The sequence below is a fragment of the Neobacillus niacini genome (assembly GCF_030817595.1).
Taxonomy (GTDB): Bacteria; Bacillota; Bacilli; order Bacillales; family Cytobacillaceae; genus Neobacillus; species Neobacillus niacini_G.
This window is the reverse complement of record NZ_JAUSZN010000001.1, coordinates 2,749,911-2,765,685: the sequence shown is the minus strand read 5'-3', so window position 1 is coordinate 2,765,685 and position 15,775 is coordinate 2,749,911. Positions and strand designations below refer to the sequence as shown.

Here is a 15,775-nt window from a genome sequence, read left to right as displayed (position 1 = left end):
TGTATGAGCTGAGTGAGCCCGCGGAAAGCGTAGCGCCTCGTGACAGGCAAAAACCGCCTGTCTCTGCGGTGATTATTCGAAGAAGCTTTCCTTAGTGGAGTGGAATTCAACAGCCTTATTTAACACAGCCTTTATGTGAAAAGTGGTAATTTTCTAAAGGCAAGAGAGGATTTGAGAATATGAAACTACATGATTTACTTCAACATTTGCACCTTCTCGTTCCTTATCAAGGAACAAATCCAGAAATCACTTCAATTGAGAACGATAACCGAAAGGTGCAAAAGGGAAGCTTATTTATTTGTATTAAAGGATATACGGTCGACGGACATGATTTTGCGGAATCAGCGGTGAAGGATGGTGCTGCCGCTGTACTTGCAGAAAGGGCACTACCGCTATCGGTACCGGTAATAATTGTTAACGATACAACGCGGGCAATGGCAGTGCTGGCTGATGCTTTTTATCAGCATCCTACCAAAAAACTGCACTTAATCGGAATTACAGGGACAAACGGAAAGACAACTACAAGTCATTTGATTGAAAAAATATTTTCCGATGTAAATCGGAGCACTGGCTTAATCGGAACCATGTATACAAAAATTGGGGACCAGAAGTTTGAGACTAAAAATACAACTCCAGAAAGTCTTGTTCTTCAAAAAGGGTTCAAACAAATGCTTGACGCAGGTGTTGATACAGCAATTATGGAGGTTTCATCGCATGCCTTACATATGGGGAGAGTCCATGGCTGTGACTACGATATAGCGGTATTTACAAACCTCACCCAGGATCATTTAGATTACCATAAGACAATGGAAGACTACATGCATGCTAAGAGTTTATTATTTTCCCAGCTTGGAAACACATTCGACGCTAATAAACCGAAATTTGCAATCTTAAATGCAGATGATCCCGCTTCTGATTTGTACCGTAAATCTACAGCAGCTCATTGTTATACGTATGGAATTGATAATAATGCGGATTTCCATGCTAGAAATATTCATATGACTTCTGCGGGGACTTCCTTTGAAATAGTAATAAAAGAGAAGAGCTATTCCATTAACATACAATTAATCGGGAAGTTTAGTGTTTATAATGTTTTGGCTAGTATTGCAACTGCGTTTGTTTCAGGAATACCGATGGATAAAATTATCGAATCCATCGAGAGTGTAAAAGGAGTAGACGGGAGATTTGAGTTAGTAAATGCAGGACAAAACTTTACGGTAATCGTAGATTATGCTCATACGCCTGATAGTTTAGAAAATGTATTGAATACCATACAAAGTTTTGCTGACAAGAAGATATTTGTAATAGTTGGCTGTGGTGGAGATAGGGATAAAACGAAGAGACCATTAATGGCAGAGATTGCCTGTCGATATGCCTCAAATCCAATATTTACCTCAGATAACCCAAGGAGCGAGGATCCTTTAACCATATTAAAAGATATGGAAAAAGGTGTCCTTGGGCAAAGTTACATCACTATTCCTGATAGAAAAGAAGCGATTGTAACAGCAATTAATCAAGCGTCGGCTGGTGATGTGATCTTAATTGCTGGTAAAGGTCACGAAACATACCAGATTATTGGCAGTAATGTTTATGATTTTGATGACCGAATGGTTGCTCGGGAGGCAATCGAGGGGAGATAGAAATGTATTTAGCACATAATGATTTAGTAGAGTTATTCTCTGATATCAGGGGTATAAAAGAAGCGGATCATTTTTATAAAACTGTAACGGACGATGCAAACGCAATGCAGACGAGAGGTGTATTCATACCGTTAAGTGAGGATTCGGGGGAATTGTTAGAGGCAATTGCGAACGGGGCGATTGCAGCCATTTGGGATAAGAAGAAACAGCTGCCCAAATACACACCCAATCACTTTCCCATTTTTTTTACTGATAACCCAATTAAAGCTATTAGAGAAATTTTACGTTTTTATATAGAAAAAATGGACGGAGATAAGACAGAGAAAATGAATATGACTAATTTCGTATTTTTGAATAAAAAACTTCTCAAAGAAAATAAAGAAACATATGATATAGCTGTAATGTTGGAAAAGATATCAAAAATAAATCTAAAAGATGATTTCGAAAGGAGGGGATAAAATGCTGGAGCAAGTTATCTTTTTCACAATTCTAATGGGGTTTCTGATTACAGTACTGCTTTCTCCAATTTTTATTCCCTTCTTAAGAAGGTTGAAATTTGGACAAAGCATTCGGGAAGAAGGACCCAAATCCCATCAAGCAAAAACCGGTACCCCAACAATGGGTGGAGTGATGATTTTATTCTCTATTATTATTACTACTCTCGTAATGACAGGGAAATTTTCTGAACCAACCGTTAAAACATACTTACTTATCCTTGTTACCTTTGGTTTTGGATTACTTGGATTTTTAGATGATTTTATCAAAGTGGCACTTAAGCGTAATCTAGGATTAACCTCGAGACAAAAGTTGTTAGGGCAAATCATCATTTCCGTTATTTTTTATCTTGTTTATAAACAAAATGGATATCCTACGGAAATCACCGTTCCTGGAAGCAATTATTCCATTGAACTTGGCTGGTTTTATGTATTTTTTATCGTCTTTTGGCTGGTAGGTTTCTCGAATGCAGTCAATTTAACTGATGGATTGGACGGTTTAGTTTCAGGTACAGCTGCCATTGCATTTGGTGCATATGCTGTCTTAGCATGGAACCAATCACAGATGGAAGTGGCGATCTTTTCAGTTGCTGTAGCCGGGGCAGTCTTAGGTTTCCTTGTATTTAATGCCCATCCTGCTAAGGTGTTTATGGGGGATACGGGTTCTCTGGCACTTGGTGGTGCGATAGCGACAATTGCAATTCTAACCAAGTTAGAGTTATTGTTAGTCATAATCGGCGGTGTATTTGTCATTGAAACGTTATCCGTTATTTTACAGGTCATCTCTTTTAAAACGACAGGTAAAAGAATCTTTCGAATGAGTCCACTCCATCACCATTACGAGCTAATTGGCTGGTCAGAATGGAAGGTCGTTGTTACCTTTTGGAGTGTTGGTTTAATATTAGCGATACTAGGTATCTATATTGAGGTGTGGTTATAATTGAAGCAGATAAATACGTATCTCCATAAAAAAATTCTTGTCCTTGGTCTAGCAAAAAGCGGGGTAACAGCTGCAGCGCTCTTACATAAGCTTGGTGCATTTGTAACCGTAAATGATAAAAAGCCATTATCAGAAAATCCGGAAGCACAAGGGTTATTAGAACAAGGGATTAAAGTCATTTGTGGTGAACATCCTGTAGAACTTCTTGATGAGGGATTTGAACTAATCGTGAAAAATCCGGGTATTCCATACCAAAACCCAATCATTGAAGGGGCGTTGGAGAAAGGAATTCCTGTTTTAACAGAGGTTGAACTTGCTTACCAAATATCAGAAGCACCTTTCATCGGGATAACAGGAACAAATGGAAAAACAACTACGACAACGCTTATTTTTGAAATGCTGAATCAAGGTAAGAAGAGACCGTTAATTGCCGGCAATATTGGTACGGTAGCATCTGGTGTTGCAGAAGAGGCAACCGCAGAAAATAATATCGTGATTGAATTATCATCCTTTCAATTAATGGGGATAGAAGCATTTAGACCTAAGATAGCGATAATTACAAATCTATATGACGCACATTTGGATTATCATGGAACAAGAGCTGAATATATTAAAGCAAAAGCAAATATTACAAAAAACCAAACTGCAGAAGACTACTTTATTTATAATGCAGATCAGCAGGAAGTGCGGGAAATCGCTGAACATTCCCAAGCTTCCGGAATTCCTTTTTCAACGAAGCTTGCTCTTAAAGAGGGGGCTTATATAAGTGAGGGGTGGATTTGTTTTAATGACGAGAAGGTTATGTTGGTTGATGAAATCGCCTTACCGGGAGTCCATAATTTAGAAAATATCTTATCCGCCATGGCAGCGGCTAAGTTAACAGGTGTTAGTAATGAGGCCATTCAGGAAGTACTTAGAACGTTTACTGGTGTTAAGCATCGTCTTCAGTACGTTACAGAAATTGCTGAGAGAAAGTTTTATAACGACTCAAAAGCAACAAACATACTTGCTACTATACCAGCTTTACAAGCATTTAAAAGTCCCATCATCTTGTTGGCGGGCGGCCTTGATCGTGGAAATGAATTTGATGAATTAATCCCATATTTAAAAAATGTAAAAGCGTTAATTACTTTCGGTCAAACATCCTCTAAAATTGAGCGAGTCGGGATAGAAGCAGGAATAAAACAAATTAACACTGTCGATAATGTTGAAAAGGCCGTGCCTGTTGCATTTCAATATTCAGAGCCAGGCGACGTTATTCTGTTATCTCCTGCATGTGCGAGCTGGGATCAATATAAAAGTTTTGAAGTCAGGGGAGACATTTTTATCGAAGCGGTGCATAAGCTTAAGTAAGGGCTGCTTGTCCAACAAAAAGCGGAAGAGATCCTAGCCGCTTGAGCTGGACAACTATCAATGCCCTAAAACTTGCTAGTCGAGGTGTTAGGTGTGCCGACAAAAAGAACAACTCCTGATTTTATATTATTAATTGTTACATTTACGCTATTAGCAGTAGGACTTATTATGGTTTATAGTGCAAGTGCAGTATGGGCAGAGTATAAATTCGATGACTCCTTCTTTTTCGCGAAAAGACAAACGCTTTTTGCCGGGGTTGGGATAGCCGCCATGTTTTTTATTATGAATATTAATTATTGGACATGGAGAGAGTGGTCGAAGGTTATATTGATAACCTGCTTTGTGTTACTCATACTCGTACTCATTCCGGGAGTTGGGAATGTTAGAAATGGTTCACGAAGCTGGATTGGTGTTGGTGCCTTTTCTGTCCAGCCATCAGAATTTATGAAGCTCGCAATGATTGCCTTTTTAGCTAAGTTTCTCTCTGAGAGGCAGAAATTAATAACCTCTTTTCGACAAGGGCTTGTTCCTTCATTAGGTCTTGCTTTTGTAGCGTTTGCGCTTATTATGCTCCAGCCTGATTTAGGGACAGGAACAGTCATGATTGGAACATGTGTGGTCATGATCTTTATTGCAGGTGCTCGGGTAGGACATTTTGCTTTATTGGGTTTAGTAGGTTTAGCAGGATTTGTTGGTTTAGTTGCTTCAGCGCCATATAGGATGAAAAGGATAACCTCATTCTTAGACCCTTGGCAGGACCCGTTAGGCAGTGGATTCCAAATTATTCAATCGCTTTATGCGATTGGTCCTGGTGGATTATTTGGGCTTGGTCTCGGTGAAAGCAGGCAAAAATTCTTTTACTTACCTGAACCGCAAACGGATTTTATTTTTGCAATTTTGTCTGAAGAATTAGGCTTTATTGGAGGATCCTTTATTATTCTTTTGTTCGCATTATTGTTATGGAGGGGAATACGTATTGCCCTCGGTGCACCGGATTTATATGGCAGCTTTTTGGCGGTTGGTATTATATCAATGGTCGCGATTCAAGTAATGATTAACATTGGTGTTGTCACTGGTTTAATGCCTGTTACTGGAATCACATTGCCATTCCTAAGTTATGGTGGTTCTTCTCTAACATTGATGTTGATGGCGATCGGTGTTCTTTTGAATATTAGCCGTTATTCTCGATATTAACTTACCCTGTTTTTAGGCAGGGTTCTTTTTATTTTTTCCTTGCTTAGTTTACATTTAGATAACATTCTTTTTTCAATCCTTAACTTCTGTTAATTTTATAGTAAGATAGGATAAGAAATTAGCTTGAAGCATTTATTAATTTGGGGTGGACATATGAAAATAGTTGTAAGCGGCGGAGGGACTGGAGGACATATATATCCAGCTCTTGCTCTCATAAGGGAGATACAAAAAGAAAACAAACATGCTGAGTTTTTATACATAGGGACAAAGAACGGATTGGAAAGCACAATTGTTCCTCGGGAGAAGATACCTTTTAAATCGATCCATATTACTGGATTCAAAAGAAAATTATCCTTGGATAATATCAAAACCGTTTTGAGATTTTTAAAAGGTGCAAGAGACAGTAAAAAAATGTTAAAAGAATTCAAACCGGATATTGTTATTGGAACTGGTGGTTATGTTTGTGGTCCCGTTGTGTATGCAGCCGCAAAATTAAATATCCCAACAATCGTCCATGAACAGAACAGTGTACCAGGGCTGACAAACAAATTTTTAAGCAGATACGTTAATAAGGTGGCAATTTGTTTCGAAGAGGCAAAAGAATATTTTCCAAAGGATAAAGTGGTGTTTACTGGAAATCCTCGAGCATCGGAAGTCATTGGTAATGATGGAATCAGAGGAAGATTATCGGCTGGATTAAGCACGACTATGCCTGCAGTACTCATTTTTGGAGGAAGCCGTGGTGCTAGACCAATAAATGATGCGGTTGTTAAGGCACTTTCTGAATTTGGAGAAAAGCCTTATCAAGTACTATATATTACAGGTGACGTTCATTTTAAAGATGTGCAAAACGAAGTAGAGCTTGTAGGGAATCCGAAAAATGTCGTAATTAGGCCCTTTATTCATAACATGCCAGAAGTTTTATCTGGTATTGATTTAGTAGTATCAAGAGCTGGTGCAACAACACTTGCTGAGATTACTTCATTAGGAATTCCAAGTATTCTTGTCCCAAGTCCGTATGTGACAAATAATCATCAAGAAAAAAATGCTCGATCACTCAGTGATCACGGTGCAGCAGAATTACTCCTCGAAAAAGATTTAAATAACAAAAGTCTCATTCAGCAAATAGACAGGATTTTGTTAGATAATGAATATTTAAAGTCAATGAAAATGAAGGCAAAAAAATTAGGGGTACCTGACTCTGCAGAGAGACTGTATAAACTTATGAAACAGCTAGTACAAGAAAAACAAAAGTAGCCCAAACTCATTTTTTGCATAAACTAAAACTATACGTTTGTTTTGAAAGATAGGGTGATAGGAATGGACGGATTATTTACAGAAATCCAAGATTTAAATATTGGCAAAGTGAAGAGAAATGAACGGTTATCCCAGCATACGACCATGAAAATTGGAGGTCCTGCTGACATTTTTATTGAGCCTGCTTCTTTAGAAAATATCCAAAAAGTAATGACTTTTCTAAAGGAGCGGGAAATCCCGTGGCGTGCAATTGGGAGAGGGTCAAATTTACTCGTTTCTGATAAAGGGATTGAAGGGGTAGTCATTAAATTAGGTTCAGGCTTAGACCATCTAACGATAAGTGATTCCAAGATAACAGTAGGCGGCGGTCATTCTTTAGTTAGCTTATCTACCTTGATTTCCAAAAAAGGATTATCAGGACTTGAATTTGCCAGCGGTATCCCTGGGTCTGTCGGCGGAGCTGTTTATATGAATGCAGGAGCGCATGGTTCAGATATTAGTAAGATTTTAACCAAAGCACATATATTGTTTGATGACGGATCCATGGAATGGTTATCTAACGATGAGATGGAGTTCACTTATAGGACGTCCGTCCTGCAAAAGAAGCGTCCTGGTATCGTTTTAGAAGCTGAGTTCCAGCTGACAAAAGGTGATAAAACTGCGATTGTTTCACAAATGCAAAAAAACAAAGATTACCGAAAAGAAACCCAGCCGTGGAATTTCCCATGTGCGGGAAGTATTTTCCGAAATCCGCTGCCTAATTATGCAGGAAAACTTATTGAAGACGCGGGATTAAAAGGATTCCAAATGGGCGGTGCAAAAATATCAGAAATGCACGGAAATTTTATTGTAAATGCTGGTAATGCAACAGCTAAGGATGTTCTAGATTTAATTCAATATATAAAAGATACCATACTAAATTTATATGGAATTAAAATGGAAACAGAGGTAGAAATTATTGGGCGTGTGTAAAAAGAAATAGTCGTACCAATTACAAATTTTGTGATATAATTACTCATTATAAATATGGAAAAAAACTGAGAAAATGAATGACGGCATGATTTTTCGTGCCGTTGTTTTCGCTTTTTAGGCAGGAAAAGCGGGTAGTATTTGAATAGGTTTTCTTTTTGTACATGCTAAGCGTTATTCTTAATGGAGGGAAGTGTATGGATAAAGGTAAGATAGTCGCTCTTGAAGATCGAATTCCAAAGCTTAAAGAGCAAAGACGGCGTAAAGCTAACAGAAGGCTTATCATTCTTCTATGTTTGTTCTTTACCATGATTGCCGTTGTCGCATATGTACAGTCACCATTAAGTCATGTAAAAAAGATTACGATTAAAGGAAATGAATTGCTGTCAACAGAAGAAATTATTAAAATAACGAAGATATCTAAAGATACGAATATTTGGAGTGTAAAGAAAAATACGATTTCATTAACCCTCCAAGAAATGAATGTTATTAAAAAAGCAAATGTGACTATAAAGTGGCCAAATTCTGTCATAATCGAGATTGAAGAACGTAATAAAATTGCCTATTTAGAGGCGGATGGTGCCTATTTTCCTGTAATGGAAAACGGAAAAGTCCTTAAAGATAGGGAAGTGGTTGAAATACCTGTCAATGCACCAATCCTTTATAAATTTAAAGAAGGTGCAATCCTTAAAGAAATGGTTACTGCACTTGATGAACTTCCAGTTGAGGTTCTAAATGCAATCTCTGAAATACACTATACTCCCAAAAAAACAGACCAGTATCATATATCATTATTTATGAATGATGGCTTTGAAGTTAGTGCTACACTAAGGACCTTTTCAGAAAAAATGATACATTATCCTTCGATCATAAGCCAATTAGATCCGAACATTAAAGGTATTATTGATTTAGAGGTAGGTTCCTATTTTAAGGCATATGAATTGGAAGCTGACGAATCGGAGGACCTGGAAATTGAAACTGATAAAGGTGAAGGGTAAGCACGTTGTTTTATCCCTAGTATGCCTTGTTCTTGGGTTTATGATAGCATTTTCCTATCATTTTACCCAAAAAGAATTAAATAAAAATAAAACAAATTTAACAAGTGAACAATGGGAAAAAACGCTTGACCTTAGAAATCAACTTATTGAATTAGAGGAATTAAATCGTAAATTACAAAAGGAATTAAACCAGAAGCAGGATAAAGTCTTGGAGAACGAAAAAGACCTTTCAAAAGAAGCAGAAGCTTATTCAACCCTAGCAGAAGACGCAGAAAAATTTCGGATGTTCTTAGGTAAGGTCAAGGTTAAGGGACAAGGAGTAAGCGTCCAGCTGTCAGATGGTGCGTATGATCCCCACGAAGAAAATATTAATAATTATTTAGTACATGAACACCATGTATTTAAAGTCATTAATGAGCTTTACATCTCTGGTGCAGCAGCCATTGCAATTAATGGTCAGAGATTAACAAGCCATTCCTATATTATTTGCAATGGACCTGTCATTACGGTTGATGGCATTCAACATCCAGCGCCATTTGTGATTACTGCAATTGGAGACCCTGAGGTATTAACTGCTGCATTGAACCTTACCGGTGGTGTGAAAGACCAACTCGTTAACGATAATATTGTTTTTACTTTAGAAGAAAAGAGCGAAATCATCCTAAATCCAATTTTAGGACAGTCCTAAGTAATTTGTATACGTCCACGAGAAGATCAAAATAAAAGGTAAGGTGAAAAAAGTGGACAAGCTTAAAAAGAATTTTAGTTTTATTGCTATTTCTACAGTGATAGGATTTATGATTGCTATCCAGTTTCAAACAGTAAAAAAACCTGTTGAACGGGATACTCGTGATTTATGGCAGCTTCGCGAAGCGATACTCCAAGAAAAAGAATTGCAGTCGGAGTTATTAACTGAAATTCGTTCAATTGAAGAAAAATTACTTGCCTATGAATCAAAGCAAAAACAGAGCAAGGAACAGGCACTGCGTGATACCATTCAAGAATTGAAGAATGAGGCAGGAATGACTAAAGTAACTGTTCCTGGATTACTATTGACCATTGAACCAATAATTGAGGAAATTCAAATTGGGGCTGAGATATCAAAGTCTGTGTCACCTGAACTTTTAAAAAGATTATTAAATGAATTGAATATGTATGACGCTAAATATGTAGCTGTTGATGGTCAGCGAATTATTAATACAACAGTCATCAGGGATATTAATAATGAAACAAAAATTGATGGCCATGCGTTATCAAGCTTACCAATTGAAATTAGTGTAGGTGTTGATAATGTTGAAACCGCCGAAAAATTATACAATCAAATGAAAGTATCGAAGGCTACGGAGGAATTCTTCATCGAGAACCTGAAATTGACTATTTCGGAGCCAAATCCGGGTGTTACTATTCCGGCATATGATAATCCTATTCGGATTCGATATCTTGAGTCAATGAAGGCCAATGAAGGAGGAAATACATAATGTGGCTTCCGCTATTAGGATTAATCGTCGGAATCCTTCTTGGACTATTAACAGATATTAGGATTCCTGAAGAGTATTCAAATTATTTGTCTATTGCGGTTTTGGCAGCTCTTGATACATTATTCGGAGGTATAAGGGCGCACCTGCAAAATATTTATGATGAAAAAGTTTTCGTTTCTGGATTCTTTTTTAATATTTTACTTGCTGCAAGTTTAGCTTTTCTAGGCGTTCATCTTGGTGTAGACTTGTATTTAGCAGCTGTTTTTGCCTTTGGTGTCCGCTTATTTCAAAATATTGCAGTAATTAGGCGAATATTATTGACAAAATGGTCAAATTCAAAAGAAAAAGTAGAAAAAAATTGATTTTTTTAAAGGGAATTATTTAGTTGTGACGAATAATTTTATAAGATATAGGTATGTACTTTTATATTATATCTTATGAGTAATAATTGTTGTTCGACTGAAGGAATGCTAAGGAGGTGCCAAAGAATGAACAGCAATGAAATATATGTAAGTCTTGACATCGGTACATCCAGTGTAAAAGTAATCATTGGTGAAATTGTCAACGACTCGATAAATATAATTGGTGTTGGAAACGTAAAGTCTGAAGGCCTGCGTAAGGGATCTATCATTGACATCAATGATACCGTTCATTCTATTAAACGTGCGATTGAAGAAGCTGAAAGAATGATAGGAATGGAAATTAGACAAGTGATTGTTGGGATTTCTGGCAATCAGGTTGCTCTTGAACCATGTCGTGGAATTGTAGGAGTTTCCAGTCAAAATCGTGAAATCACGAATGAAGACGTGAGACGTGTTATAGACGAGGCACAAGTTGTCTCGATTTCTCAGGACAGAGAAATTATTGGGGTTATCCGTAAACAATTTATCCTTGATGGTAAGGATGAAATTAATAACCCATGCGGGATGATCGGTGTCCGTTTGGAAGTTGAAGGAACACTTATTACAGGTTCCAATGCAATCATTACGAATACATTGCGATGTGTCGAGCGAGCTGGATTAGAAATTACCGATATTATCCTGCAGCCACTTGCAGCTGGAGAGTATGCACTTTCTAAGGACGAGAAAAACCTAGGCGTTGCTTTAATCGACCTAGGCGGTGGTTCAACCACCATTGCGTATTTTGAAGAAGGATTCTTGGCAGCCACAAGTGTAATACCAGTAGGCGGAGATCTAATTACAAATGACCTTTCTAAGGTATTACACACTTCAACTGAGGATGCTGAAAAAATCAAAGTAAAATATGGACATGCTTTCTACGATGATGCCTCAGAAGATGAGTTTTTTAGTGTTCCAATCATCGGAAGCGATCAGCACCAACAATTTAATCAATTATATGTTTCTGAAATAATAGAAGCTCGAATGGAAGAAATTTTTGAACTGATTGCTCATGAACTAAAACGATTAGGTATCAATGATTTACCTGGAGGGTTTGTATTTACAGGTGGTACTGCAAATATGCAGGGCATATTAGAATTAGCTCAAACGATTTTCCAAAGTCCCGTACGCAAAGCCGTTCCCAACTATATTGGAGTAAGAGAGCCTCAGTATACAACTGCGGTTGGTTTAATAAAATATGCTTACAAGAATGCTAGATTACCAGGTGGAACATTCGTCGCTTCAGCACCTGTTACTGAACCAATCGAAAAGAAAGTTCAAAAACAACAACAACAGCCAAAAGCAAAACCAGAAAAACATCCGGAAGATAAGATGTCATCAAAAGTAAAAAAATTCCTTGGTCTCTTTTTCGAATAGACAAATACGAAAAGGATTATCGACGAATTAGGAGGATTTGTCATGTTAGAGTTTGATACAAATTTAGATTCTCTTGCTACAATAAAAGTTATTGGGGTTGGCGGCGGAGGTAACAACGCAGTAAATCGAATGATCGAGCATGGTGTTCAAGGAGTGGAGTTTATTGCCGTTAATACCGATGCTCAAGCACTTAATCTTTCAAAAGCAGAAGTAAAAATGCAGATTGGCTCAAAATTAACCAGAGGTCTTGGTGCTGGGGCTAATCCTGAAGTGGGTAAGAAAGCTGCCGAAGAAAGTAAAGAACAATTAGAAGATGCATTACGCGGTGCTGATATGGTGTTCGTTACAGCTGGTATGGGTGGCGGAACAGGTACAGGGGCTGCTCCAGTTATCGCACAAATTGCACGTGACTTAGGGGCGTTAACAGTGGGTGTGGTAACTCGTCCATTCACTTTTGAAGGTAAAAAGCGTTCTAACCAAGCAGCCGGTGGTATTGGTGCAATGAAAGAAGCGGTAGATACTTTGATTGTAATTCCGAATGACCGCCTTCTTGAAATCGTAGATAAAAGTACTCCAATGCTTGAAGCTTTCCGTGAAGCAGATAATGTACTTCGTCAAGGGGTACAGGGGATTTCAGACTTAATCGCCGTTCCTGGTCTTATTAACTTGGACTTTGCAGATGTGAAGACGATTATGTCAAACAAAGGCTCCGCTTTGATGGGGATTGGTATGGCAACGGGTGAAAATCGAGCAACGGAAGCTGCGAAAAAAGCGATAAGCTCTCCATTGTTAGAAACATCTATTGATGGTGCACAAGGCGTTCTAATGAATATTACAGGCGGCAGTAACTTGAGTTTATATGAAGTTCAAGAAGCTGCTGACATTGTGGCAACTGCATCAGACCAAGAAGTAAATATGATTTTTGGATCTGTAATCAATGAGAACCACAAGGATGAAATTATTGTTACCGTTATTGCTACAGGCTTTAATGAAGAGGTCATTCAACCTAAGGCTACTCGTCCAACATTTGGACAAGCAAAGCCACAATTAAGTGCAGTAAAGCGGGAACAAAAGCGTGAAGAAGCACCACAAGAGCCAATCCGCAACAACAACAACGTTCCCCAAGAGGAAACACTAGATATACCAACATTCCTACGAAACAGAAACCGTAGAAGATAATAACAAAAAAGACATGGTCCAAAAGGGCTATGTCTTTTTTTGTGGGCTGTGTTAATGAGAAATATTGATTTTGTAACCCTGTTGATTTGTGCGGAAGGCGCGAGACTCCTCGAAAATGCTATCGCATTTTCTTCGTGCGTGGGCGGATTCGAGGATGAAAATCAATGTCCTGCAGGAGGACGGGACAGGGGAGACCCCGCAGACGCTTTAGCGTCGAGGAGGCTTCCCGAACCGCCTGCGGAAAGCGAAGTGTCTCGTGACAGGCAGAAAACGCCTGTCCCTGCGGTGATTATTCGAAGAAGCTTTCCTTAGTGGAGCACAAATCCAGGCCCAATTTTCACACAGCCCTTGCAAAAATGAAATTAGACAAAATACGTTGTTTATAGTGAAAATTTCTGTTTTTTTGATTACACAAAGTGACACACTTTAGCCCATAAAGTAGGTTATACTTTTTCCTAAACAGATTAATAGAAAAGATTGGTTATACACCCTTATGAATAATCCATAAAGCAAATAAATGCTTTTGACATTAAAAGGGGGTAAGGCTTGTTTGTCAGTATATTTAGATGTTATTTGGGCCCTTAATCTGTTATTTGATAGCCTTCTCCTATATCTTTCAGCCATTTTTTTAAAAAGACAAATTCGAATATGGAGGATAATTACTGGCGGTTTTATTGGTTCGCTAATCATACTATTGTCGTTTACACCATTACATACCTATTCAAACCACCCGATTTCAAAGCTTCTATTTTCGGTGGCCATGGTTCTAGTAGTGTTTGGGTATAAACGATTATCCTTTTTCATTAAGGCATTAATGACACTTTATGTAACTACATTTCTCATTGGAGGAGCATTAATTGGAGCCCACTATTTTGTCCAATTTGATTCTGAGATGTCAATGAAAGTTATGATTGCAAGTGTTACTGGGTTTGGTGATCCAATTAGTTGGCTATTTGTTTTGCTAGGTTTTCCAGTTGCTTGGCACTTTTCTAAACGGAATATAGAGAGCATGGAAATGACCAAAATTCAGTTTGATCAAATCGTAAATGTCACCTTAAAAATAAATACCGAATCTTTTACTTTTAAGGGTCTAGTAGACAGTGGGAATCAGCTTTATGATCCATTATCAAAACTTCCTGTTATGTTTGTTTCCATTAAGAATATGGTAGAAGGCATGGCTGAACCAATAATAAAAATGGCCGCTGATCCAGAGTCTCTCATTCTAGGAAATCAAGAGTTTCCGGTTGATTGGCAAAATAAGCTAAGGATTGTCCCTTGCCGGGTGGTAGGACAAGAGCACCAGCTCATCGTGGCGGTAAAGCCTGACTCAATTATAATTGATACAAAAGGAGAGAGTTATTTATGCGAAAAAGGCCTTGTTTCATTTACTATGCAGCAATTATCTGCAGATGATGCCTTTCAATGCATTGTTCATCCAAAAATGCTCACCGGACCTAAGATGCATGATGATTCGGTGAAAGTAAGCTAATAATACTATACTCGTAAAAAACATATTTTAGAAGGAGGAACTTGCGTGAAAAAATGGAGACTTCGCTTATCCTACTACTGGTATAAGATACTAATCAAATTAGGAATTAAAAGTGATGAAGTTTATTATATTGGCGGCAGCGAAGCCTTACCGCCTCCTTTAAGCAAGGATGAAGAAGAGCTGCTTTTAAATAAGCTTCCAGGTGGTGATAAGGCAGCTAGATCGATTTTAATTGAACGGAATCTTAGGCTTGTAGTCTATATCGCTAGGAAATTTGAAAATACCGGAATTAATATTGAAGATTTAATTAGTATTGGAACCATTGGTTTAATTAAAGCGGTGAATACCTTTAATCCGGAGAAGAAAATTAAACTGGCTACATATGCTTCGAGATGTATTGAAAATGAAATCCTTATGTACTTGCGGAGAAACAATAAAATCAGATCTGAAGTTTCCTTTGATGAACCATTAAATATCGATTGGGATGGTAATGAATTATTATTATCCGATGTTTTAGGTACAGATGATGATATTATTACAAAGGATTTAGAAGCTAATGTAGATAGAAAATTATTAACAAAAGCGTTACACCAATTGTCAGATAGGGAAAAGCAAATTATGGAGCTGCGCTTTGGACTAACCAATGGAGAAGAAAAAACACAGAAGGATGTAGCCGATATGCTTGGCATTTCCCAATCGTATATTTCCAGGCTTGAAAAAAGAATAATTAAAAGATTACGAAAAGAATTCAATAAAATGGTTTAATTACGAAAAGCGGAAGCGCCTGGTTCAGCCCCGACAAGCATAAGACGAGCGCTGACAGAAGGCGCTTTTTGCCTTCCGAAGCGATTGGCTTATGACTCGAGGGGCTAGGCGCTGGAGCTGGACAATGGAAAAAAAAGAATTTTTTTCTTGGTCAAAGACCTTTGAAACTAAAGATAATACGTATTTTTCGACATTTTCGTGACAATCGCTTAGAAAGTACAAGTGCATATTTTTCCTTCTCAAG

15 protein-coding genes are annotated in these 15,775 nt (G+C 37.9%); all 15 read left to right on the top strand.

Features of this window, described 5'->3' with window-relative positions:
• Window positions 1-179 precede the first annotated feature (179 nt).
• The 15 genes from QFZ31_RS13110 to sigE all read left to right on the top strand — a co-directional run bounded on the left by QFZ31_RS13110 (window position 180) and on the right by sigE (window position 15,531).
• The gene (locus QFZ31_RS13110; protein WP_307303413.1) at window positions 180-1,640 is read left to right on the top strand and encodes a UDP-N-acetylmuramoyl-L-alanyl-D-glutamate--2,6-diaminopimelate ligase; all 1,461 of its coding nucleotides are present in this window, start codon (window positions 180-182) and stop codon (window positions 1,638-1,640) included.
• Between the two features lie 2 nt (window positions 1,641-1,642).
• Window positions 1,643-2,098 carry a hypothetical protein gene (locus QFZ31_RS13105; protein WP_307303412.1) on the top strand — a complete coding sequence of 152 codons (456 nt, stop codon included), beginning with the start codon at window positions 1,643-1,645 and terminating at the stop codon, window positions 2,096-2,098.
• 1 nt (window position 2,099) lies between these two features.
• On the top strand, window positions 2,100-3,074 hold the full coding sequence (gene mraY, locus QFZ31_RS13100) for a phospho-N-acetylmuramoyl-pentapeptide-transferase (RefSeq protein WP_179597333.1): 975 nt from the start codon (window positions 2,100-2,102) through the stop codon (window positions 3,072-3,074).
• The gene (gene murD / locus QFZ31_RS13095) at window positions 3,075-4,427 is read left to right on the top strand and encodes a UDP-N-acetylmuramoyl-L-alanine--D-glutamate ligase (protein WP_307303410.1); all 1,353 of its coding nucleotides are present in this window, start codon (window positions 3,075-3,077) and stop codon (window positions 4,425-4,427) included.
• Window positions 4,428-4,520: 93 nt separating this feature from the next.
• Window positions 4,521-5,621: a stage V sporulation protein E gene (gene spoVE / locus QFZ31_RS13090; protein WP_307303408.1), complete on the top strand. Its 1,101-nt coding sequence runs from the start codon at window positions 4,521-4,523 to the stop codon at window positions 5,619-5,621.
• 153 nt (window positions 5,622-5,774) lie between these two features.
• Entirely contained in the window at window positions 5,775-6,878 is a 1,104-nt protein-coding gene (murG, locus tag QFZ31_RS13085) for an undecaprenyldiphospho-muramoylpentapeptide beta-N-acetylglucosaminyltransferase (protein ID WP_307303406.1), read from the top strand.
• A gap of 63 nt (window positions 6,879-6,941) precedes the next feature.
• A complete protein-coding gene (gene murB, locus QFZ31_RS13080; protein WP_307303405.1) occupies window positions 6,942-7,850 on the top strand; it encodes a UDP-N-acetylmuramate dehydrogenase in 909 nt (302 codons plus the stop codon).
• Window positions 7,851-8,044: 194 nt separating this feature from the next.
• Window positions 8,045-8,845, top strand: coding sequence for a cell division protein FtsQ/DivIB (locus QFZ31_RS13075; protein ID WP_307303403.1), 801 nt, complete (start codon window positions 8,045-8,047; stop codon window positions 8,843-8,845).
• Window positions 8,784-9,533, top strand: a complete 750-nt coding sequence (locus tag QFZ31_RS13070) for a DUF881 domain-containing protein (RefSeq protein WP_307303402.1) — start codon at window positions 8,784-8,786, stop codon at window positions 9,531-9,533. The genes QFZ31_RS13075 and QFZ31_RS13070 overlap by 62 nt, the downstream gene beginning before the upstream one ends.
• A gap of 52 nt (window positions 9,534-9,585) precedes the next feature.
• Entirely contained in the window at window positions 9,586-10,323 is a 738-nt protein-coding gene (locus QFZ31_RS13065; protein ID WP_307303400.1) for a DUF881 domain-containing protein, read from the top strand.
• Window positions 10,323-10,685, top strand: a complete 363-nt coding sequence (locus QFZ31_RS13060; protein ID WP_307303398.1) for a small basic family protein — start codon at window positions 10,323-10,325, stop codon at window positions 10,683-10,685. Before QFZ31_RS13065 ends, QFZ31_RS13060 begins: the two co-directional genes overlap by 1 nt.
• Window positions 10,686-10,811: 126 nt before the next feature.
• On the top strand, window positions 10,812-12,098 hold the full coding sequence (gene ftsA / locus QFZ31_RS13055) for a cell division protein FtsA (RefSeq protein ID WP_307303396.1): 1,287 nt from the start codon (window positions 10,812-10,814) through the stop codon (window positions 12,096-12,098).
• A gap of 42 nt (window positions 12,099-12,140) precedes the next feature.
• Window positions 12,141-13,277 carry a cell division protein FtsZ gene (gene ftsZ / locus QFZ31_RS13050; protein ID WP_307303394.1) on the top strand — a complete coding sequence of 379 codons (1,137 nt, stop codon included), beginning with the start codon at window positions 12,141-12,143 and terminating at the stop codon, window positions 13,275-13,277.
• A gap of 550 nt (window positions 13,278-13,827) precedes the next feature.
• Window positions 13,828-14,766: a sigma-E processing peptidase SpoIIGA gene (spoIIGA, locus tag QFZ31_RS13045; protein WP_307303392.1), complete on the top strand. Its 939-nt coding sequence runs from the start codon at window positions 13,828-13,830 to the stop codon at window positions 14,764-14,766.
• A 45-nt stretch (window positions 14,767-14,811) separates the two neighbouring features.
• Window positions 14,812-15,531: an RNA polymerase sporulation sigma factor SigE gene (gene sigE / locus QFZ31_RS13040; RefSeq protein ID WP_063251599.1), complete on the top strand. Its 720-nt coding sequence runs from the start codon at window positions 14,812-14,814 to the stop codon at window positions 15,529-15,531.
• Window positions 15,532-15,775: the final 244 nt, after the last annotated feature.